This is a genomic window from Desulfosporosinus shakirovi (genome assembly GCF_020595055.1).
Taxonomy (GTDB): Bacteria; Bacillota; Desulfitobacteriia; order Desulfitobacteriales; family Desulfitobacteriaceae; genus Desulfosporosinus; species Desulfosporosinus shakirovi.
On sequence record NZ_JAJDOO010000043.1, the window covers coordinates 1 to 20621 of the forward strand.

Sequence of the window (20621 nt, forward strand, 5' to 3'; positions counted from 1 at the left end):
AAATCCGTAGCTCCCAGGGCGAGGTAAATGTGGTCTGCCTTATCGGCGATGTGCTGCATCATAATTCCTGCAGAACCTTCATCAGTCCAGCTAGCGCAGTTGGATTGAACTCACTGGGGACAGTTACCTGCATGCTTTTGAAGAAGATTTGGAATTCAAAGGCTGATGCGGAATGCTGTCTATTTGCATTATTATTTGAAAGGATGGAGGAGATGTCGGCAAACGTGATTTCTTCGTCTGTATTTTGTTTTTTACTCACCCGCCGGTTCCAATAATTAGACTGATACTTGCTCATGCCATTCTTCTTACACCATTCCCCAATTGTCATTCTATTTTGTACCCGTTCTTTTATCCGTTGCTCCCAGAGCATCAGGTTTTGAGTGGTAGTTTTCAATTAATAACCTCCCATCTGATCACTTTCTCTAAGTGTATCAAATGGGAGGTCGGGTGACACGACGGTGTTTGTTCCATCGCTTACCATTAGATGAAATAATAGATAACAGTAATACCATGATAGATATCTTGGCTTGGATGAAGGTTCTGTTCAAAAAGAATTTGCTACAAGTCTTGTGAAAATGAGTGTTTGTTTTTATTACAATAGATAAACAACCGAAATTTCGATTTTATCCAAGTCGATTTGAATGATGTATCAGTGGAAAAGTTAACCAAGCTTAAATTTCCTTAATTAAGCTATTTCGTAAACCATAATGCAAGATGTTTCTCTGGCTATTATTATATGGGCGGCATAATATAAAAAGGATCTCGAAAGGGGTATATAAAATTCTCCCCCACAAAGCATCGTAGAATCTTGTATTCTACGATGTAATATTTGAATTAGGCTTAATGCTAGATTTAGGCATGTGTCCATGGAATCTGTTTCATCAGCTCATTTTGCAGATCTTCAGAATACCTTTTATCTTCCACTGCTTTTTTTACTAGTTTGTATAACGGATCATCAAATTGTAAAGTTGATGGAAGTTCTGCGAAAGATAGAAGGTATTTATTTAGTTCAATATCTTGGCTTACTCTAACGCTTCGAGTAAATTCTAAAGAGTCCTTAACTGTTGGCGGATTGTTATTTTGTATTTTTAATTTAATATCATCATTTAGCATTAAATAATTGAATTCGTCCAAATCTGGTTCTAGAAGATTATCGGGCATTTTTAATTTGAATATACAAATACGGATTGAAACATCAAACCTGATAACTATTGGAATGTTACCGTATCTTAAAGCATTTGATATTCTATTTGTTAAATAAATAAAACCATTAGTTGTTGGAACAGTACTAAGATTCAGAGTAAACTCTATCAACATTCGCTTTTAGGCTTCCAGATTGAAAAATCTCTTGTGCTCGAATGGAAGTAGTGCCATGAAATAGATCCAAATTCTTTTACCCCTATCCTTTAATAAGTCATTATATTGTGTTATAGAATTTCGCAAGTGTATAAAATGAGTATTTTTGCACAACCCGCAGAAAAAGTATATTAACGTGTTAGGCATCCGGGGTTAGCTTTGGGAAACTGACGCTGGTACTACCTCTATAAAAGCTACCGGATTTTTGGACGATTTGTGGATAAAACCCCTTTTTAGAAGGTTACAAGCCAGTGTGAACCGGCTTGTTTTTTATCCCTAGAGGATCAATCCAATTCGGTAGCGTATAATTAACCACAAGAGATTTATTAGAATAGATACCAAGTCTCCTGAGAATACGGACTTTGCACCGTAGAGGAGAGGCGTCGCCAACCCACACGCAAGGAAAAGACCTAATATGAAATACCAAGACAAATATTCCCCCTTATGTATAGTTTTTAATTAATCTATGAATTTAATTGCTGCTCATTAGTTTTGTTCAATATTATACAGGGTTTTGGGGTTTGTTGTGTAGCAATGAAAAAAAGTGCAATAAGGAAACATTTTTTACCATTACAACAGTGGTTTGACAGAATCAATTAAAAGGACTTTAAAAGACAAAGCTAAGATGTTTCAGTACTATTTCTATATAACAAAGATCGAGGCCCATCGGTTATGCTGACAAGCTCTTTATTATATCACATTGCTTATTCTACCTTTTCGCAGCGTGGGGCAAAATAACTATATGCATATAAAACTGCAACTCTAAGCAACGTTCGCTCTCTGATCATTAACGACGGTATTTGATAGGGAAATAAATGGACTTCGACAGCATCTTTAAACCAACTGAAATGGTTATCAAATATAGTGTCAAAATCAACTTTACAATATCCACCCATTATGATAATCTAAACCTAGATCGGGAGGGGAGTGCAATGAGTGAACATTATTGTTACGGGTACGCAAGAGTAAGCACTCAGCAACAAGATTTAAGCCGGCAATTAGATATGCTTAAGCAACGCCATTGTAATGAGATATTGACCGAAAAAATTTCGGGTACTAAAGCTGATAGACCTGAATTATTCCGTTTAAAGGATAAAGTAAGATCTGGGGATACTATTATTATAGAAAGTTTTTCTCGACTGGGAAGAAGCACAAAGGATCTGATAGAACTTGTAGAATACTTTGAAAATAAGGGAGTCAAATTAATAAGCCTTAAAGAAAATTTTGATACAAATACACCCCAAGGGAAGTTAATGCTTACAGTATTTCAAGCGTTTAGTCAGTTTGAAAGGGATCTTATAGCACAGAGAACAAAGGAAGGTTTGGAGAGTGCAAGAGCCAGAGGAAGAAAAGGCGGAAGACCCAAAGTTAAAGATAAAGCTATTGAAAAAGCTCTGAAATTATATGATTCAAAAGAATACAGTATTAGCGAAATAGTAGGAATGACCGGAATAAGCCAGGCAACATTATACCGGTATATCAGAAAAAGTTTAAATAGTGGGACTGGTAAATAAGTTACTAAAAGGTCTAGCAAAGAGAAGGAATATCCCAAACTTTAGGAGAAATTTGATAATGAAATATAAGAGAGAAGGTGTATAAATGAGCATTGAAAATAAGATTGTTTCGAGGGTAAAACAATTCGACGAAAGTTTACAGTCGAAGGTACTCAACTACATAAATTCTTTGGCAGAATCCAACGGAATAAAGCTTAAGCAAGATGTTTTAGATCTTAAAGAGATTACTGCTGAGGTCATCAAGGTTGTAGATCAATATGGTGTTGTTAAGGCTGGAGTTTTCGGTTCCTATGCTCGTGGAGAAGCAAATGACGAAAGTGATATTGACCTTTTATTTGAGTTTAAAGAAGTCATTGGCTTAATGAAGTTGGGTGGCCTCAAGGCGGATCTCGAAGAAGCCCTGGGCAAAAAGATTGATATTTTCCAATTCTGTGCTATCAATCCCCAAATCCGTGATCATGTTCTACAGGAGGTTAAAATAATTTATGAACAAGGACGAAGCGCTAATTAACAAGACCTAAATACTTCGGGTTACCGATGGAAGCGAGGGGTAAGAGTGAAATATAAATTTCAAAGTTCAGCTGGAGGCACGGCGGTCAACTTTGTAAAGAATGTATTGCCTCTAATCGGTAATATCTGCAGATTTCAGATGTTCAGAGAATATGAAGACTCTCCGTTGATTTCTGTGGAAGATGGCGTAACTAAATACTATTCATTTGGGATTGAAGATGAGCAAGGCAATGAGATATGGTTAAATACGCTTTGTGGGTACAGAGGGGGTAGTCCCCACGAGACCCTTTCAATCTTGCAGATACTTGGTATAAGAAACGATTTTGGCATTCTGTTAGAAGGAAATAATTATATTACCGGCGAAAAATTAGCCCCCAATCATGCTTTGAATTTTTTAGTGATGACTCAACATGAAAAGCCCATACTCTTGGTGAAAGCTCGTTTTAAAACGGCTGCAGATCGGTGGAGTGCAATTAATGCCTTGAGATGCTTTGGTACGTTATTTGGGATAGATAAAGATGATGAGGATTCAAAGTTTTATTCGTTCGAAGATACCTACTTTATGGCTGATTATGCAGTTAACAACAAGTTATTTCTTGATCGGGATTATATGCTTAATGGAACTGAGAATTTCACGCTTTCTCAGATTCGAAAAATTATCGGCAGTATTATTTATCAAAAACATGGCTCAATGAACGTCTTTGAAGTTATTGGAAGTACTATGAGAGGTGAAGGCATGACTAAGTTTGAGATAACTATAATTAGTCAAAAACATGAAACAACTAATGTGGTTGTTGTAGCTAAAGACCATCGAGATGCTGTCATACGGATAAAAGATCGTTTAGGTTCAGAAGATGTTGTGGCTGTTGATGGGAACAGGGCAACAAAAAGGTATAAAATCGGAATCGATTTAAGCGCATATGAAATGGCAACATATAACTATTAGGATAAAGAAAACTTTACACAAATTGTTTAGAAGGGAGGCATAAATAACCATGAGTATCGAAACTAAATTCCTAAACCGTTTAGAGCATTTGGACGAAGAGCAAAAACATGAATTGCTTGATTTAGTCGATGGATTGATAAAGAGTAAAGGGCTGCCGCCAGTTCAAGATGTTTTAGACATTGATGATATAAAGATCATCATAGAACCTATATGTTCGGAATACCCCATTAGGAAAATTGGAGTTTTTGGTTCTTACGCTCGGGGCCAAGCTGATGAGGAAAGCGATATTGATTTTGTAATAGAATTTGATGGAGAGATTGGGTTACTTGCGTTTTCAGGTCTGAAAATTCGTTTAGAGAATGCACTAAAAAGGAAAATTGATTTGGTAGAGCCTGAAACGATGTTTGAAAGTATCCGAATTAATATGGAGAAAGAGGTTATCGTTATTTATGAGAAAAGACAATGACGATGTTTTATTCATTGAGATGGTGTTGAATGAAATTTCCGATATTGAATCATATTTGTCGGGTGTCTCTGAGGAAAGATTCATGCTTAACTCTGAAAAACAAAAAGCAGTTTGTCTTTCAATCCAGAATATCGGTAATTACTGTTCTAAGATTTCTGATGAAATTAAAAAGACCAATAAGCATATTGATTGGCTAAATATCTCGGGCTTGCGTAATGTGATCGCCCACGAGTATGGCAAAATTCAGATGTCCCGTGTTTGGGCAATAACTCAGAATGATCTTTCGCAATTGAACTATGACCTAAAAGTAATTCTAACAACATTTCGTTGATTTTGTGGGATTTTTCCTTAGTATTCAGTAGAAAGGTTGGTGTATGAACCATGAAACTGAAAAAAGCAAAGTTGGTTGGGTTTGTAGGATTAATGGCCTTGGTTGTTCAGATGCTCTTTATTCCGACGATGGTTAGGGCAGCAGATAGCGCACATTATGAACTTAAAATGTGGAAAATGGGTGTAGTAGGGAACACTGCTAGTATAAATTTTGGTTACATTGGCAGTGATGGTGCTTCGTTAGTATCCACGCAACCAATCCCCTTATCAATGGTTGCAGGGCATGAAAATGATCCTTCGTGGACCAGTTATGACTCGGCTGCGCCTATTTTGGCTTATATTAAACAATACGGAATTAACAGTAACATCCTAGAAAGCATTAATGCGACTTGTTACGATCCTTCGATATTTAAATCCCTTGCAGCACAGGGAGTCAATTTGAATCAATTAGGAGGTCCCGATGTTCCGCCAGGGTCAACTCCCCCCGCAAATCTTGTAGGTAAGGCGAACTATGGCAGTAATATTGACAAAGTTCTAACAGGCGTAGGTGTACCAGCCCCCGATCTTTCTGGTTTTTTGGGAACTGCAAGCAAACCTACAATTGCGTCTGTGGCTAAAGAGCCTGTAGTAAATCCAACTCCAACTCCACCAGAACTTAAGCCTGCCCCACCTATACCCACTCCTGCATCGACAACCCCGACAACAACACCGTCCACGCCGAAAGTCGGAACTGATTTAAATCCAGTTCCTGAAGCACAAGAGCCAGCCTCTGAGTCTAAAGCTGATCTGGAGAGAACGGATCCTCCGATTATGGCGTTGGATGATAAAACATCGACCAAGATTGAACTACCAGTTGCAATGAATAATGAACCCGTGAAAACCCCATGGTCGATGTACGCTGAAATTGCAGGAGCTGGGATCTTGATTATTGGACTTGTAATTTTTGTTAAGCTCAAATATTTAAAAGCATAGTAGCCACAAAAAAGGTCAGTCGCTAAATAGAATTTTAGTGACTGACCTTTTTTGTGGGAAGAATCCTTTAAATAGATAAGGAGAGGATTTTAGAAAGGGGAAGGTTATGTTAAAACGATTTATTATTCTAGTCTCATGCTTAATGCTTATAATTCCAACATCGGCAATGGCCGCAAATAATATCACGTGGGATACAGATTATTCACGTGCACGGGCAACTGTGGACGAAATGAGCCAGCTATATAATAAGACCCCTATTGCAGTTTCTATAGGTGATGCACTCGGGACTTGGCTTTACAGTTATTCTACACCAATAGTATATGGGAACATTTTATATCAGTACGCATGGAATACAGATAGCAATAATGGTTATCTTGTGGCAGTCGATATATCAAAATCAAATCCGCAGAGTGCGGCAGATTTTCCGGTGCTTTGGGCTGCAAAATTTAGCGCAGAGGCCGGAGAAAGAGTGGATGGGAGTCCGGGAGCTTCAATATCGCCAGATGGAAAATTCATGAGCATTGCTGTGGGGAAATATCTTTACTCTTGGCCGATGAGTGTAAATGGATCGCCCAATGTTCCTAACAGTAGTGGAGTAATGAAGGCTTTTTCAAGATACACAATAACAGGAAATCCATCTCAAGATACCAATCTTATTGCAATGAGTCCAGCAATAACTAAACAGTCCTATTCTTGGCAAGGAACTGATATCAATACATTCGACCAAACTACTTTTAATGTTCCTGTAACATGTGCCGGCTCATGGAATGGTGGGTTTACTGCTGCTCCATTATATATTCCGTTAAATATTGATCCCGGATCTGTTATTCCAAGTGGCTTCACTACAACCTCAATCAACCCCTCATGGGCCGGAGAAATATTTACTTCATCACCGGCCATCCAAAGTGATGGCTATGGAGACATACTTTTCGGCGTAGACGGTGGATATCCAGTGCTTTTCGTATTTCATCCTTCAACAATGACCATCGGCTATATTGGCGCTGGAATCATAAAATACGGTGTTGCCAGCGCGCCGGTTGTTGATTCAAACACTGGGAACATCTATGTTCCAGATAAAATGGGAAACATTTATCGTTTTAACGGTAACGGCGACTACATTGCAAAGAACACTTCGCTTTACAACGGGAATCTCATTATCTCGAACCTCGCTGTTGATCCCAATTATATCTTTGCTGTTAAAGCTGGACATAGCGAAGTCCATGCAATTGATAAATACACAATGAGCGATAAAGGGACTGTATTTTCTGGAGCGACAGGATTCATTGATCCTAGCGTTGTTATTAATCCAACTACACATACAAGCCTAGTGGCTGTAAATGACGCAAATGGGTACATTCATATATCAGCCTACAATAGCGCATCAGGAGGGATCTTTGTGGGCGATGGCGGACTATCGACATCGGCAAAAGGCTACGCTCCACCGCCGTATGTTTCGGTAATTATGGACGCCGGACCAAACCAATTGATTACCTCATGGACCAATGATGCAGTAGCAGGCGGGCGAAATGGTGCCCTAGAATTTTGGGTACCTCAAGTAAGTGATCTTACAGCGACGGTTAATCCACTTAAGAACCAGCCCAATGCAATGTCTACGCTTTATGTAGAGACAACAATAGACAATACTATGAGCGATATAGTAGCTCAGCTACCGGACACTAATGGGGTACCGAATCCTATTGCGACCGAAATGACCTTTGTCTCAAAATCGCCTGGACCTAATGGAACGATGGTTTATCGCTGGCAGCTTCCCTTTAGAGTTCCAGAGTCCCCTGGCAATTACAGTATACCGGTACAATTAAGGTTTACTTCTCCAGGCTCAACGGCCTCTCCCATGGATGCCGCAGCTGTATATGAAGTAGTTAAACCGCCCGGAGGAGTACCGCATGATGACGGAGCTGTCTTAACTTTAGGTAGTTATGCCATGCCACAAAACAGAGTCGAAAAGGGAGAAACATTTAAACCATGGCCAAGGGACCAACTATCAATGCAGCATCCGATCGGAACAACGTATTTAGGCGATACAATTCTCGTAGATCTTTCGGTGGCTACACCAAAACTTCCGGATCCGTCATATATTTTAGTATCGGCACATCTGACATCCGCAACGATAACCAGGCCGGAAGGTTATAAAGATGGCACAAAGTGGCCTACCCGCATTATCCAAGAACCTATGAATATAACTGCTTCTCTAACAGCGACACTTCAATTTGAAGAAACCTGGGGAGGTTGGCAACCTGGGAATTACATGGTTGAAACACCGGATTGGGCCTTTAATGCTCCAACACTTAAGATACCTGAGCCGGCGAACGACCTTGGTGTGGATTACGTAGTGCATGTGGTTTATCGATATCTGGTATGTGATGATTATGGTTGCTGGTATGAAACCGGAGAAATGGATGTGCGAGGATCTACATCGGCTCAGATACAAGTATGGGGTACGGACTATGTTGTGGTGCCGATAACGTCAGGTAATAGCTACAGCTAATAATTGTTTCATAAATCTTGAACCCCAAATATTGTATTTAAGTATCTAGGCAAAAGAAAGGGAAAGTGAAATTCTTTGTTTTCCCTTCTTATTAAAATAAAGTAACTTTTAACGAGGGAATGTAACAGGTTCTAAAATACACGCTAACTATAGTGCGGGATTTGGAATTCAGTTCTTGAAAGGAGATTAGGCTTTGAAGAATAGGGATATCAGAGGAATGCATTTAGTTATTTTCCTTTTGGCCCCGTTATTATTAAGTGATCCATTGCTTGTTTTGTATTTTATAGGGCTAAAATGGATCGTTTTTTCATTTCAAATAATATACCTAACACTATCGGTCATAATCTATAAATTGCTTGAAAAGTCTTCGGGTATGTCCGTGATAATTGAGCTATATACAGTTTCTTTTGTGTTTCTTGATATTACTTTAAATTATACTCCGAGCATTATCGTGAACTATATCTTAGCCTTAAATTCATGGATTATGTATCTTAAATAACCTTAAAAGTAATGATATAGCGTTTTTTCCTCTTTAAACAGTGGAATAGGAATAAGTATTCAATAATCAAAGCAGTTTTCAATTCTTTATAATATAAAATCTCGACATGCCCACGTTTTTGCTCTCTCACAATTTTTTTATAAATTGCCTCATGGGTTTTCATGGTAAATACGTGGTCTCCTCAGTGCGGTTTCAAAATGATATTAAGAAATGGTAAGTACGGACCGTTTTATGGTTGTACTCAGTACCCAAAATGTAGGGGTACAAGGAACTGTAAAAATATACAAAGCAACAATGTTTTCGAAAAAAATCCATAGGAGCATTTCTCAGTGTATAATAGCATTAATACAGAAGATAACAAGAGAGGGGTTCTAATTTGAAAAAGATTGCCTCATTGTTTATGACTATACTCATAGCTTTAAGCCTAGCAGGATGTGGAACGGCTCAAGCTGACCCCACAGCAGCTAGCATTAAGCCAATGATTGAAGCTAACACCGTAGAATCAGTTAAAGTGGACCCATTAACCAGTTCTACAAGTCCACAAGCATCGACTGATGTTGTTATGAATACGACCGTTTTGACAGGACATAAATTAAAGGTCTCATACATAGATGTTGGTCAAGCAGATAGCATTCTTATTCAAACTCCTGGTGAAAAAAATATTCTTATCGATGCAGGGAATAATGGTGATGCCAATACCATCACAGGTTATCTTAAAAGTAAAAATATTAGTAAGCTAGATTTTGTGATTGCAACTCACAGTCATGAAGACCACATAGGGAGCCTTGACACCGTAATAAAAACCTTTGATATAGGCCAAATAGTTATGCCCAAGGAAACGTCGAACACGCAAACCTTCCGAGATGTCATCACAGCGATTACAGAAAAGGGGTTAAAGCCGATAGAGGCTAAAGCAGGTGTAAAGCTCGATTTTGGTTCGGAACTTTACGCAGAGTTACTTGCCCCGAACTCTTCAGGATATGAAGATATAAACGATTATAGTGCTGTTCTTCGCTTAATTTATGGAAAGAATTCGTTTCTTTTTACTGGAGATGCGGAAACCCAGTCAGAGTTGGAAATGTTACGACTTGGGAGTCAAATCAAGGCCGATGTTTTAAAAGTTGGACATCATGGCTCGAAAACCTCAAGCACACTAGCTTTTATCAAACAGGTTGCCCCAAAATACGCAATCATCTCGGTAGGTAAGGATAATAGTTATGGACATCCTACTTCGGATGCTTTAGAAAGACTGAACGGTGTTGGTGCAACAATTTTTCGAACCGATGAATCAGGGACCATTGTCTGCGAATCGGATGGAGAAACAATAACCTTTAAAACATTAGGGAGTTCCGTTCAACCACGAGCCCCTAGCTCAGTACCTGTCGTAGTCAGCCCCTCTCCAAGCTCTAATATTGTTACAAAGTCATCGTCATCACCAAGCCAAAGTAATAATCAAGGGGTGACGGTTTACGGAACTAGGACGGGAGCAAAATATCATGCCGATGGATGCCGTTATTTATCTAAGAGTAAGATACCAATGACCATTAACGATGCGAAGTCCAGTGGCCTTTCGCCGTGTAGTATATGTAATCCACCTCAATAAAGGGAGGGTATTGTAACTAATGAAGGGTATCATAGACCGATTCGAAGGGGACTATGTAGTGGTAGAGTTTGAGGGGAGAAAAATGGTCGATATTCATAAGAGTGACCTTCCTGCGGGAGTAAGGGAAGGAGATGTTATTAGAGGTATCAATGGAGCATATGTCTTTGACGAGCTAGAAACCGAAAGAACAAAAAAAGTAACAAAGACCATGTTTGATAAATTGTGGGAATAGGTATGATTAATAATCTTACTTACATATGGTTTTAAGTTTTGTGAAACTTCAACTTTTCACTAGCAGTCTATGGTAGTGATAAACGAATAAAGGAGGACGAAGATGAAAAAGAAAATAACTATAGGTGGTGCTCTATTTGGTCTATTTGCACTAGGCATTTTTATTTTCTTCTATCCAAAGGTTCACGCCTATGGAATAAATCCTGGAGCTAGTCGTCTATCTGGTCAAAATCTATATCAAACGGCAAAGGCGATTTCCGAGGATTATAATAACTCAACGTGTGAAAACGTTATTTTGGCATATGGAAAAGACTTTCCTGATGCGCTTTCAGCCAGCATCTTATCAAAAAAGCTCAATGCCCCAATTCTCCTAGTCGATAACAAATTTAATGAAAACACGAACGAAGCGCTTACGTATATCTCTGCTCACTTGTCTACAACGTCTGGAACCGTTTATATCATTGGAGGAACATCAGCGGTTGGCAAAGACATAGAAGATAAGCTTAACTCGTCAGGATATAACAACATCAAACGTATTGGTGGCAATGATTGCTTTGATACTAACCTTCTTGTCGTTGGTGAAGCTAACGTACCGAAGGGTACTCCAGTTTTTGTTGCGTCGGGAAACACCTTCCCTGATGCATTAAGTGTTTCAAGTTTTGCGGGAGCAAAGAGTTTTCCAACTCTTTTAGTGGGGGCAAATTATTTCCCTGACAAAACAAAAGCATTTATAGAAAACATTAATCCTACTGATATTTACATTACGGGTGGAACATCCGTAGTTTCTCAAGATATCGAAAATCAACTCCATACATTAGTGCCTGGTGCTACAATTAAACGTCTTGCTGGTAACGACCGTTTTGATACTGCTGGACTAGTAGCTAAAGAATTTGCATCTAGCCCACAAAACATATATTTTGCTGATGGCTATGGATTTCCAGACGCACTCGCTGGAAGCGCTTTAGCAGCAAAGAGTGGGGACCCAATTTTACTTATTGATAAAAAAGCAAATATACTTCCTCCATCAATTACAAGTTATTTACAACAACTGCATCATAGCGGAGTTCGTCCAAATGTTCGTGCTTTAGGTGGAAGTTCCGTTGTGCCAGATGCCTTAATTGAAAAGGCTGAGAACATATTGGATGGAAAACCACAAAATTACCAAGGGGTATTAGTTGATGGTAAGAAAGAAGGTCAAGGTAAGTATACATGGGCAAACGGCGATGTTTACTCAGGTGAATGGAAAAATGACAAAATGAATGGACGTGGTGTCCTAGTATATAGCGATGGAACGGAATACTCGGGTACATTCGTTGACAACAAACGTGAAGGGCAAGGTTATATCAAATGGTTCAACAACGAAACTTACACTGGTGAATGGAAAAACGACCTTATGAGTGGAGAAGGTAGCTATACTTTCAAAAATGGTGATAAGTATTTGGGCAGTTGGTTAAACAACAAGATGAACGGAACGGGTAAGTACATCTTCAAAAATGGCCAATCTCTGTTAGGAACATGGATTGATAACAAATATGCTAATTAAATTTCTTAAGGAAGGGGATAATTAATTGCATAATCCATTTGATGATAATGATAAATTAATTCCGCGTTTTTCAAAGTCAATTAGTGATTTCTTATATGAAGAAGAAGGGAATATCAGTAGAAGCAATATGCTTCTTATTGGTTCAATGCTCGTTGTAGTTGGTATTATGATGGCAGCAGATGACGCATTCGCGGGGCATTCTTCCCATCGCTCCCATAGTTCTCATGTTTCCCATTACTCATCCTCCTCGGGTGGGGGGCATGCTTCCCATGTATCTCATTATTCTTCTTCTGATGGTTCATACGACCCTACACCATCCTATCCAGTGGACCCTACACCATCCTATCCAGTGGACCCTACGCCATCCTATCCAGTGGACCCTACACCAGCCGTTACTCCAGAACCTGAACCGCTTCCAGACACGCAGATACCACAAATACCACCAACCACTCCATTCCCTGAGTAAATGAAGTAAGGAGCAATATCAAGCTGATGAAATTTAAACATAATATTCAAGATGGTTTCTGCTCTTTCAGCATAGATGAGCGTATATACCCATTAAGTGTAATCATGAAAACTGCCTATGTCTTTATAGATGAGTTCTATTTGTACCTTAATTATCTTGAGCCAAATATCATCCAAGTTGAGTTAAAACCTAAAAAAGAAATGTCATCCTCAAAACTGGAAGACACAATCGGTGAGTTCAACAATGAACTCTTAAATCAGACCATTCGCTTAGAAGTGTTTTCAAAAACGAAAGGTATTAGAGAGCTGATTTTCGCTAGGGCATTGCATAGTGCTAGTATTCAGCTTGATGAACCGCAAGTTTTGCAGAATATCGAAAAAACGGAGAGCAGTTCACTCACACACGAAGAAGACGACCTTTCCCGAATCGCACAGAATTGGTTCGATGCGTTTCCAGCGGAGGACAAAAATGATAATAACGCTTGATACTCGGATTTATCCCTTGGAATGTATTAATGAAACCATTGAAGCCTTTAGGAAATTAGTCTCAGTAAAGTTAGAGTACCAAAGCCCCACCGAGATATTGCTCACTTGTTCATGTGATGATGGCAATGTTAATAAGATTAAGGATGAATTCCTTAACTATCTACTGGCAGTTGTATCGGTGAGTCTATGATAGAAGTCTATTTTGGGATTTCATTTGTCATAATGCTTCTAGTTGGTTTGACGACATCATTTACAGATATGAGTAGGGGGAAAATATATAACAAACATCTATTAAAATTTTTCCCTATTATAATGGTTATTGATATTGCCAATGTTGTCATAACTAAGCAAGACCATAAGACCGTCTTGCTTTTTATTGTGAACTTTCTTATAGGGACGGTTATTGCGATACTACTTTACTACTGGAGAGCATGGGCTGGTGGGGATGCCAAACTATTTTCACTAGTTTTGCTTATTGTTCCTAATGAAATTTATCCTGAGAGTGCTAATAATATTTTCCCTGGATTTTGGTTGCTCGTGAGCGTCTTCAGTATAGGGTTTTTGTACATTCTAACTGAAACAGTATACTTGTTATTTAAAGATTTAAGACAAGGTCGATTTCAAGCCTATAAAAATCCATTTCCAAAGGGAAATATGGTTATCCCAAGGTATATTTTCTCCTTCATGTTGGTTCTTTTAGAAAGTCGATTACTCGTGAGAATATTTCCTTCTCAATTTCTCATATCCAATTTATGGATAACCTATTTCGTTAGCATTTTGACCATTCTTGCTATCTTAAAGTTTATTAAGAGCACGAGAACATACATCATATTAGCTATTCTTAGTTTTGGGGTATTGTTTATTTTCGAAGGAAATGCACCTTGGCTAAATTATAAGCAGTTGGTTGGAACGGTTTTAACCGCTACGGCCATAGTCTTTATGCGGAGTGTAGGAAACTTTTATAACTATAAAGAAATTCCCACTAGTCAAGTATCCGCAGGAAATATATTAGCATTTGATACAGTTTTAATGTTTCAAAGGTCTAAGATTAGTGGGTTGCCTCAATTCACAGATGAAACAACTAAGTCGCGATTATCGATTGATGAAGTACAGAGCATTAAGCGTTGGGAGACAAGTAAATTTGGTTTCGATAAAATCAGGATTGTTAGGCATATTCCTTTTGCACCATTTATCTTTTTAGGCTCGGTACTCATATTTCTTAGACATTTTATACTATGAGAGGACGTAATAAGTGAGTGAAATAACAGGAATTCAAGAAAGTCTCATGAATAGTGCGCAAATTAATGTACTAGGTAGAGTTACAAAGCATAATGAAGACGAAATTTGTGTTGTAAACTCTATGGGAACTTCCAGTGGTTATCTTTTTAGAGAAACCATTAGTTTGCAAAAGAAGTTGCAGCTTGAACAGGATAAGATACCATACTTAGAACAGTTCAACAATTTTGATGTTGTTAATAATAACGATATCGTACATGTCAATCAAACAAGGGTGCGTGTTCTATACAGAGCCGATGCCAAAGAGAACGTATTGTTTCTTACGAACCAATGTAATAACAATTGTGTTTTTTGTCCAGATACTGCAACGGTTAGGCAAACTCGTAGTAATGTTCCATTGGATGTACTTAGAGAGATTATCCTTTTGATGGACGTGAGAACTCCCTATCTTTGTATTACTGGAGGAGAACCAACGCTTCTTTGCGATGAATTGTTTGACGTTTTGGGGTTATGTAAGGAACGGTTTACAAATACCCATTTTATTATGCTTACTAATGGGAGAATGTTTAGTTCGAAGCGATTTACCGACGAGTTTATTAGGAACAAACCCCAACAAATGATAGTGGGAATACCGCTCTATTCCGATTCTTCACCACAACACGATTACATCACAAGCGTTAAAGGTTGTTTTGAGCAGACTATAAGCGGAATAGCCAACTTAATACAGAGTGGAGTCCCTGTAGAAATCAGAATTGTGGTAAGTAGACTTAATGTATCAGTTTTGGAAGGCATTGCTCAATTGATAACAAGCCTATTTCCAACGATTTTCAGGGTTAATTTCATGGCTCTTGAGATGTCGGGAAATGCCTTTAAGAATAGAGAAGAGGTATGGATTGATTTTAACGAGTCAATACCAGAGGTATCAAAGGCGATATTACACTTAATAAAACATGGCATTAGCACATTCTTATACAACTTTCCGCTTTGTCACGTACCTTCGGAACTGTGGCATCTATCCGTTAAAAGCATATCAGAACATAAGGCAAAATTTTTACCTGAATGTTCCAATTGTGATGCAATGGAGTTCTGTGGTGGATTTTTCGTATCGAGCTTAAAGCAAGCGGGTGTTTTAGGCGTTAAACCCATATGTCGTTAGTTTTCAAAAGAAGGGTAAGACTGGAGAAAAAATGAGTAATAATGAGCAGGCCTTAACGAAGCTAACCTATTTTAATTTCAAGAAGTTTAACGAGCATTATTTAATAACAAATGATATTGGAAGTTATATATTTTTGACGAACGTTGAATTTGCAAAGTTGGTTGATGGGTCATGGGAAGAAGATGCAGAATTATCTTTGACCCTAAAAGAGAAGGAATTTGCATTTTCCAATAATAGAGATTTGTTTGTATTGTCCAATTCTGAAAAACTCAAGAAAAGAAAAGGGCATTTGTTTTGTTCTACTCAACTTCATATATTTGTACTGACCTTGCGTTGTAACCAAAACTGCATATACTGTCAAGCAACGGCTCAATCTGAGGCGAAAAAGTCTCTCGATATGGATAAGGAAGCAGCGGAAAAAGCTGTTGATATAGCATTGCAGTCCCCCTCAAAATATCTAACATTTGAATTTCAAGGGGGAGAACCGTTACTGAACTTGGAGACACTAAAGCATATCATTGAATATACGAAAACTCGGTCGGACGACAAACAAATTATCTATAACCTCGTTACTAACCTAACCTATATCGACGAATCTACAATTGAGTTTCTTATTAATGAACAGGTAAATGTATCAACGTCAATTGATGGCCCAAAGTTGCTTCATGACCATAATCGACCACTTAAAGGAGCAAGTGCATTTGAGTTGGTTAAAGCAAATGTACAAAGATTTAATCGTAAGATTAGCGAGATGAACTCTAATGTTAGTCTACAGGCCATCTTGACGACGACTAGGGAAAGTTTGACTTGTCCAAGGGAGATTATTAACGCATATATTGATTTAGGGTTTAGTAGTATCTTTCTTCGTCCACTGACACCTTTGGGAATTTCTAAACGCAATATAAAAAGTATTGGTTATACCCCTGAAGAGTTCTTGAAGTTTTATAAGCAGTGTATAGACTACATGCATCAATTAAATGAACAAGGCACCATTATCTTTGATGTGCATACGCATATTTTTCTACAGCGAATCTTTAAAAAGGGCACTACCAATTATATGGATTTGAGGTCTCCTTGTGGTGGGGCGTTGGGACAATTAGCTTACAATTATAATGGTGATATATACACATGTGATGAAGGTAGAATGCTCTCTCAAAGCGGTGATGAAAGTTTTCGCGTGGGGAATGTCTTTAAAGATAATTATATTAACCTTATTGAAAATCCTATCACAAAATCAGTATGCATAGCTTCTTGTATTGAAGCGTTGCCCTCCTGTGCTGAGTGTGTGTATAACCCATACTGTGGAACATGCCCTATATTAAATTACACAGAGCAAAAAACAATCTTTGGGCAAATGCCTTCGAATTATAGATGCAAGGTACACAAAGGTATTCTAGATAATATTTTTAAAGAATTAAATTCGGAAACGTTATTCTCAGAGGATAATTGTTAGAAGTCAGTTGGAATCTAGATTAAGTTTAATATTTCTGGGGCTTTCACTTGCAAAGATAAATGGGTTCGATAACTTTGAAGAAATGTTAGAGAATACTTTTACTGTCATTTATGACGATGGTGTTTGTTGGAATGCTACGGTCACTCAAAAAGGTTGGCTGGGATGGGTAACGGTTTCTTTATATGCTTCCAAGCTAGAAACATACGCGAATCAAATCAACAAAACGATAAATGACATGCTATCTAAAGATACATATTATAAAATAGGAAATTATCTAAGTTCAAACAAAAATAAAATATGACGCTGATAATCTCGCTTTGCTTGTGAAAACAAGAAATGACCTTGCTCATGGGAATATAAAAACAGTAAGCGGTGGTTCCACCGCTTACCAATGGAATGCTACGTTTTCCACTCTTTGTTTTAGGCTCTTGAATAATGAGACGGGTTTTCTGGACCTCCCCTGGTGTTCTGATCCTCCCCAACGATTGTCGAACTTGAAGTGTCTTTCCTTCTAAATCTATATCTATATCTATATCCTTCCATTGTAGTGCCAATAGCTCACCTATTCTCAAACCAGAACCTAGTTCTAAAATGAAAGCAGCTTCAAGTCTATCGGTTTCAATTGCATCAAGAAGTTTCTGCTGCTCTTCAGACGTTAACACTCTCATATCTTTTTTCTCATGATGAGGAAGTTTTACACCGTTTGCTGGATTACAAGGCACGAGTCCATTAAAGATTGCCTGGTCTAAAGCTTTATGAATGATTGCATGAATTTTCCTTACGGTTAATGGAGATAGTAGACCACCCTTGCCATTAAGGGCTATACTTGAAGATTTATGATTATAGAAGGATTGGAGATTACGTGGTTTGATATCCTTTAGTGCAGTTTTCCCGACTGCTGAGAGCTTTATATGTATCCGTATCAAGCACTCATAGTCACTATAGGTTTTGGGCTTGTTATGCCCCTTAACGTACTGATCTAACCATGTGTCCATCCAATCTCCTAGTGTCACATTGCTAGGTAATACACAAGTTCCAATCTTTTGAGCATGCTGTAACTCCAGTAACTTGTCTTAGGCCTCCTGCCTGTCGACTCTTAGCATACTTACTGATACGTTTATTTTCACCAGTTTGTGGGTCTTGGAACGAAGTGAACAAGGTGGCTCGATGCCTTTAGGCAGAGAGACATTAGCTATTTAGCTACAGCCCTAGTGTGAATAGTAATATGGTGATGGTCCCAATCTACAAAATCAGCTTTTCTCAGTGCCTGTACTTCTGGGTTTCTTCTTAGAAAGTCTGAAATGTGTTTATCATTTTTCCATCCTAGCAATTAGTATACAACTTTTTTACGATACTTACAGGGTTCATGGTGTTTGACAAAGTTAATAAATTTTGTAGCTTTGGTATCTTTTAAGGAGGTAGCCTTTTTATCATCCCCAAGTTGTTTTACGTCAAGTGGAATGGTTTCTCCCACCTTGACATTTTTTAGCTGTCTTGTCACCTCTTCGATAATACCTCGGTTCTTGTTTACAATGTAAACTTCGGATTTTAACCTTCCCTCACGGTTGATTCTTTTGTATTCAAAAAGTCAAAGATGATATCATTGCAGATCTCCAGCAACATAAAACCGTTACTGAAACTCAAAAAGCTGGTCAGAACGTCTAGGTGTTGCCTACAGAACCCTAAAAGAAGCCTTATCTCAGCTCCGTCAAAAGGGCATCATCGAAGCCCAAATCTCAAGGGGGAAGTATGTCCAATCTTCTTACAGCCTTACTGGAGGATATTTAAACTTTCTAACCTATACTAATCTTCCAGCTGCTGCCGGGGCAGAAACCACTTTTTCTGAAAGGATTTTTAAAGGGCATACTGCCATATCACTCTTAAAGGGTAGTTTGTCTTTCTCCAAAGAGCATTCTATAAGAAGCGGTACTGAATATGGGTAATCGGAGAATACCTGCTTAAAGAAGAAAGCTCAGGTTGTGGATAATCTTTAAAAGAAAAAAGAATTTGGCATAGAATAAAAGCCTCCTTCCTTGGATGAAGCTAAGGCACATATTCAAGACGGTTTGGATTTTAAAAAATGCTAACCAGACGTTCAGCGAAGGTCACCTTAGACTATCGTTTGACAGTTATACTGAATCAAAATTGCTATATTGTCTGTCTTAATGAAGATGAAGCGAAACGCGATAAGGCGGTTCGAAAACACATTGAGGAAAAAATGGCCCATTGGGCCAAATGTAAAGTTTGAAATCTGCACGGAACCGTTATTGTATTTGAATTTGAACACTAAAGATATTCTTACTGTCAAACACCCGTATCAGAAAGGTTAGGAATTGTAAATATCTTAGATGCTTTATCAGGTGGTGAATCAAACGTTAGCAAAAAATTATTCTCTCCAATTATCTTTTCAATATGTCGCATCGCACGTTCTAGTAATTCATTCATTTGGGGTACAAATAATTTATGGTCAATCTTGCTTTCATCCATTACTGAAACCAGTTTCAAATGATCTTTTTGTAAATCTACCTGCAAGTTTTTCAAATTATTCATCTGTAGCAAATTGATGCGGTTATCCAAACGAAGTTGCATAAGTAATTCTAGGTCACCTGCCAGAGCTTTTTGTAAGTCTCTTTCATGGGTATAAAGGTTGAATAACTGTTGATGGTACCTTTTCTCTTCTTCATTCAATGGTGTAGTAAATGATTCCAATTCATCCATTAATGAATTTATATCATCGAGTGAGGGGAGGTCAGGTAAATCAATTGGGAGCGGATTTGGAACTCCGTTAACAGAAAGTTCACACCTCGCTACGTTAGCCATAAATACTGGATAATCCCTACCGTATACTCCGTAAAGAAACACACTTCCTGCATACCCGCGTGCTTTTGAAACAGTTAATCGTGTTGGAAAAAGAATACGGTTAGCACATTGATGACAGGTACCGGTCTTAGCCCAAATTATCCCCGCAGTTCCATTCGGCTCAGCGAGGCATTTTGCCATTTTAATTCTATGACGTCCACCACCGTTTGCAATTTCTTTTTTCATAATATCGTCGTCTCTTCCCCAACATCCCCACTTATGGCCATCAATACTTTGTACAAAGGTGTGGTCAAAATCAGCCGTGGGGATGGAAGGCCCGGATGATTCAGACGCTCCTCCCTCTTCGCGTAAACCTACAGAATATGCAATAAGAGCTCCTGGATGCCGTATGACAGTATTAGTGGCCCAAAGCGCAGTTCCATTTTGATGGTAAATAACTACATTGCCGTCATTTTGAACAACGAGATAAGCAACTTGGTTTCCGTGAGTAAGAGAGGCCCATAAGGCTTGACCAGCAGCATAGATGACA

General features: G+C 38.5%; 22 protein-coding genes. 18 read left to right on the plus strand and 4 right to left on the minus strand.

The genetic code is table 11. The features are described 5' to 3' along the window. Window positions 1-58: 58 nt before the first annotated feature. On the minus strand, window positions 59-394 hold the full coding sequence (gene tnpA / locus LJE72_RS22620) for an IS66 family insertion sequence element accessory protein TnpA (protein WP_229250237.1): 336 nt from the start codon (window positions 392-394) through the stop codon (window positions 59-61). 458 nt (window positions 395-852) lie between these two features. Continuing rightward, window positions 853-1317 (minus strand): hypothetical protein, encoded by a 465-nt coding sequence (locus LJE72_RS22625; protein ID WP_229250238.1) that lies wholly within the window; start codon window positions 1315-1317, stop codon window positions 853-855. 971 nt (window positions 1318-2288) lie between these two features. Here LJE72_RS22625 and LJE72_RS22630 point away from each other — a divergent pair. The 17 genes from LJE72_RS22630 to hxsB all read left to right on the plus strand — a co-directional run bounded on the left by LJE72_RS22630 (window position 2289) and on the right by hxsB (window position 17272). Continuing rightward, window positions 2289-2870, plus strand: a complete 582-nt coding sequence (locus tag LJE72_RS22630; RefSeq protein ID WP_229250239.1) for a recombinase family protein — start codon at window positions 2289-2291, stop codon at window positions 2868-2870. Window positions 2871-2955: 85 nt separating this feature from the next. After that, window positions 2956-3381, plus strand: coding sequence for a nucleotidyltransferase family protein (locus tag LJE72_RS22635; RefSeq protein ID WP_229250240.1), 426 nt, complete (start codon window positions 2956-2958; stop codon window positions 3379-3381). 45 nt (window positions 3382-3426) lie between these two features. Beyond that, window positions 3427-4326 carry a hypothetical protein gene (locus LJE72_RS22640; RefSeq protein ID WP_229250241.1) on the plus strand — a complete coding sequence of 300 codons (900 nt, stop codon included), beginning with the start codon at window positions 3427-3429 and terminating at the stop codon, window positions 4324-4326. Between the two features lie 49 nt (window positions 4327-4375). Continuing rightward, window positions 4376-4792: a nucleotidyltransferase family protein gene (locus LJE72_RS22645; RefSeq protein ID WP_229250242.1), complete on the plus strand. Its 417-nt coding sequence runs from the start codon at window positions 4376-4378 to the stop codon at window positions 4790-4792. Then, complete coding sequence (locus LJE72_RS22650) at window positions 4776-5123, plus strand: HepT-like ribonuclease domain-containing protein (protein ID WP_229250243.1); 348 nt, start codon at window positions 4776-4778, stop codon at window positions 5121-5123. The genes LJE72_RS22645 and LJE72_RS22650 overlap by 17 nt, the downstream gene beginning before the upstream one ends. Window positions 5124-5173: 50 nt before the next feature. Next, window positions 5174-6094, plus strand: coding sequence for a hypothetical protein (locus tag LJE72_RS22655; protein WP_229250244.1), 921 nt, complete (start codon window positions 5174-5176; stop codon window positions 6092-6094). A gap of 106 nt (window positions 6095-6200) precedes the next feature. Then, window positions 6201-8600: an NHL repeat-containing protein gene (locus tag LJE72_RS22660; protein WP_229250245.1), complete on the plus strand. Its 2400-nt coding sequence runs from the start codon at window positions 6201-6203 to the stop codon at window positions 8598-8600. A gap of 660 nt (window positions 8601-9260) precedes the next feature. Continuing rightward, window positions 9261-9416, plus strand: coding sequence for a topoisomerase DNA-binding C4 zinc finger domain-containing protein (locus LJE72_RS22665; RefSeq protein WP_282437949.1), 156 nt, complete (start codon window positions 9261-9263; stop codon window positions 9414-9416). Window positions 9417-9475: 59 nt separating this feature from the next. Then, window positions 9476-10702, plus strand: a complete 1227-nt coding sequence (locus LJE72_RS22670) for a ComEC/Rec2 family competence protein (RefSeq protein WP_229250247.1) — start codon at window positions 9476-9478, stop codon at window positions 10700-10702. Between the two features lie 19 nt (window positions 10703-10721). Continuing rightward, window positions 10722-10934 (plus strand): DUF3006 domain-containing protein, encoded by a 213-nt coding sequence (locus tag LJE72_RS22675; RefSeq protein ID WP_229250248.1) that lies wholly within the window; start codon window positions 10722-10724, stop codon window positions 10932-10934. A gap of 102 nt (window positions 10935-11036) precedes the next feature. After that, the gene (locus LJE72_RS22680; protein ID WP_229250249.1) at window positions 11037-12476 is read left to right on the plus strand and encodes a cell wall-binding repeat-containing protein; all 1440 of its coding nucleotides are present in this window, start codon (window positions 11037-11039) and stop codon (window positions 12474-12476) included. A 25-nt stretch (window positions 12477-12501) separates the two neighbouring features. Then, window positions 12502-12942 (plus strand): His-Xaa-Ser repeat protein HxsA3, encoded by a 441-nt coding sequence (hxsA3, locus tag LJE72_RS22685; protein WP_229250250.1) that lies wholly within the window; start codon window positions 12502-12504, stop codon window positions 12940-12942. A gap of 26 nt (window positions 12943-12968) precedes the next feature. Then, complete coding sequence (hxsD, locus tag LJE72_RS22690) at window positions 12969-13427, plus strand: His-Xaa-Ser system protein HxsD (RefSeq protein WP_229250251.1); 459 nt, start codon at window positions 12969-12971, stop codon at window positions 13425-13427. After that, a complete protein-coding gene (locus LJE72_RS22695) occupies window positions 13411-13617 on the plus strand; it encodes an HxsD-like protein (RefSeq protein ID WP_229250252.1) in 207 nt (68 codons plus the stop codon). Before hxsD ends, LJE72_RS22695 begins: the two co-directional genes overlap by 17 nt. Before the next feature lie 32 nt (window positions 13618-13649). After that, window positions 13650-14666: a hypothetical protein gene (locus LJE72_RS22700; protein ID WP_229250253.1), complete on the plus strand. Its 1017-nt coding sequence runs from the start codon at window positions 13650-13652 to the stop codon at window positions 14664-14666. 13 nt (window positions 14667-14679) lie between these two features. After that, window positions 14680-15819: a His-Xaa-Ser system radical SAM maturase HxsC gene (hxsC, locus tag LJE72_RS22705; protein WP_229250254.1), complete on the plus strand. Its 1140-nt coding sequence runs from the start codon at window positions 14680-14682 to the stop codon at window positions 15817-15819. Between the two features lie 31 nt (window positions 15820-15850). Continuing rightward, entirely contained in the window at window positions 15851-17272 is a 1422-nt protein-coding gene (hxsB, locus tag LJE72_RS22710; protein WP_229250255.1) for a His-Xaa-Ser system radical SAM maturase HxsB, read from the plus strand. A gap of 242 nt (window positions 17273-17514) precedes the next feature. Here the strand turns inward: hxsB and LJE72_RS22715 are convergent, their stop codons facing one another. After that, window positions 17515-18285, minus strand: coding sequence for a tyrosine-type recombinase/integrase (locus tag LJE72_RS22715; protein ID WP_312038959.1), 771 nt, complete (start codon window positions 18283-18285; stop codon window positions 17515-17517). Between the two features lie 1067 nt (window positions 18286-19352). Here LJE72_RS22715 and LJE72_RS22720 point away from each other — a divergent pair. Then, window positions 19353-19520, plus strand: a complete 168-nt coding sequence (locus LJE72_RS22720; protein ID WP_229250257.1) for a hypothetical protein — start codon at window positions 19353-19355, stop codon at window positions 19518-19520. 56 nt (window positions 19521-19576) lie between these two features. Here the strand turns inward: LJE72_RS22720 and LJE72_RS22725 are convergent. Further along, window positions 19577-20621, minus strand: a 1045-nt coding sequence (locus tag LJE72_RS22725) for a hypothetical protein (RefSeq protein WP_229250258.1), incomplete at its 5' end; no start/stop codon positions are given.

What these genes read in the sequence shown, in the direction of transcription:
- hxsB (WP_229250255.1), top strand. Translation starts at nt 15,851, where the DNA reads ATGAGTAATAATGAGCAGGCCTTAACGAAGCTAACCTATTTTAATTTC.
- LJE72_RS22630 (WP_229250239.1), top strand. Translation starts at nt 2,289, where the DNA reads ATGAGTGAACATTATTGTTACGGGTACGCAAGAGTAAGCACTCAGCAA.
- LJE72_RS22625 (WP_229250238.1), bottom strand. Translation starts at nt 1,317, where the DNA reads ATGTTGATAGAGTTTACTCTGAATCTTAGTACTGTTCCAACAACTAAT.
- LJE72_RS22680 (WP_229250249.1), top strand. Translation starts at nt 11,037, where the DNA reads ATGAAAAAGAAAATAACTATAGGTGGTGCTCTATTTGGTCTATTTGCA.
- LJE72_RS22650 (WP_229250243.1), top strand. Translation starts at nt 4,776, where the DNA reads ATGAGAAAAGACAATGACGATGTTTTATTCATTGAGATGGTGTTGAAT.
- LJE72_RS22720 (WP_229250257.1), top strand. Translation starts at nt 19,353, where the DNA reads ATGCTAACCAGACGTTCAGCGAAGGTCACCTTAGACTATCGTTTGACA.
- LJE72_RS22665 (WP_282437949.1), top strand. Translation starts at nt 9,261, where the DNA reads ATGGTAAATACGTGGTCTCCTCAGTGCGGTTTCAAAATGATATTAAGA.
- LJE72_RS22700 (WP_229250253.1), top strand. Translation starts at nt 13,650, where the DNA reads ATGCTTCTAGTTGGTTTGACGACATCATTTACAGATATGAGTAGGGGG.
- LJE72_RS22660 (WP_229250245.1), top strand. Translation starts at nt 6,201, where the DNA reads ATGTTAAAACGATTTATTATTCTAGTCTCATGCTTAATGCTTATAATT.
- LJE72_RS22635 (WP_229250240.1), top strand. Translation starts at nt 2,956, where the DNA reads ATGAGCATTGAAAATAAGATTGTTTCGAGGGTAAAACAATTCGACGAA.
- LJE72_RS22695 (WP_229250252.1), top strand. Translation starts at nt 13,411, where the DNA reads ATGATAATAACGCTTGATACTCGGATTTATCCCTTGGAATGTATTAAT.
- hxsD (WP_229250251.1), top strand. Translation starts at nt 12,969, where the DNA reads ATGAAATTTAAACATAATATTCAAGATGGTTTCTGCTCTTTCAGCATA.
- LJE72_RS22645 (WP_229250242.1), top strand. Translation starts at nt 4,376, where the DNA reads ATGAGTATCGAAACTAAATTCCTAAACCGTTTAGAGCATTTGGACGAA.
- LJE72_RS22655 (WP_229250244.1), top strand. Translation starts at nt 5,174, where the DNA reads ATGAAACTGAAAAAAGCAAAGTTGGTTGGGTTTGTAGGATTAATGGCC.
- LJE72_RS22675 (WP_229250248.1), top strand. Translation starts at nt 10,722, where the DNA reads ATGAAGGGTATCATAGACCGATTCGAAGGGGACTATGTAGTGGTAGAG.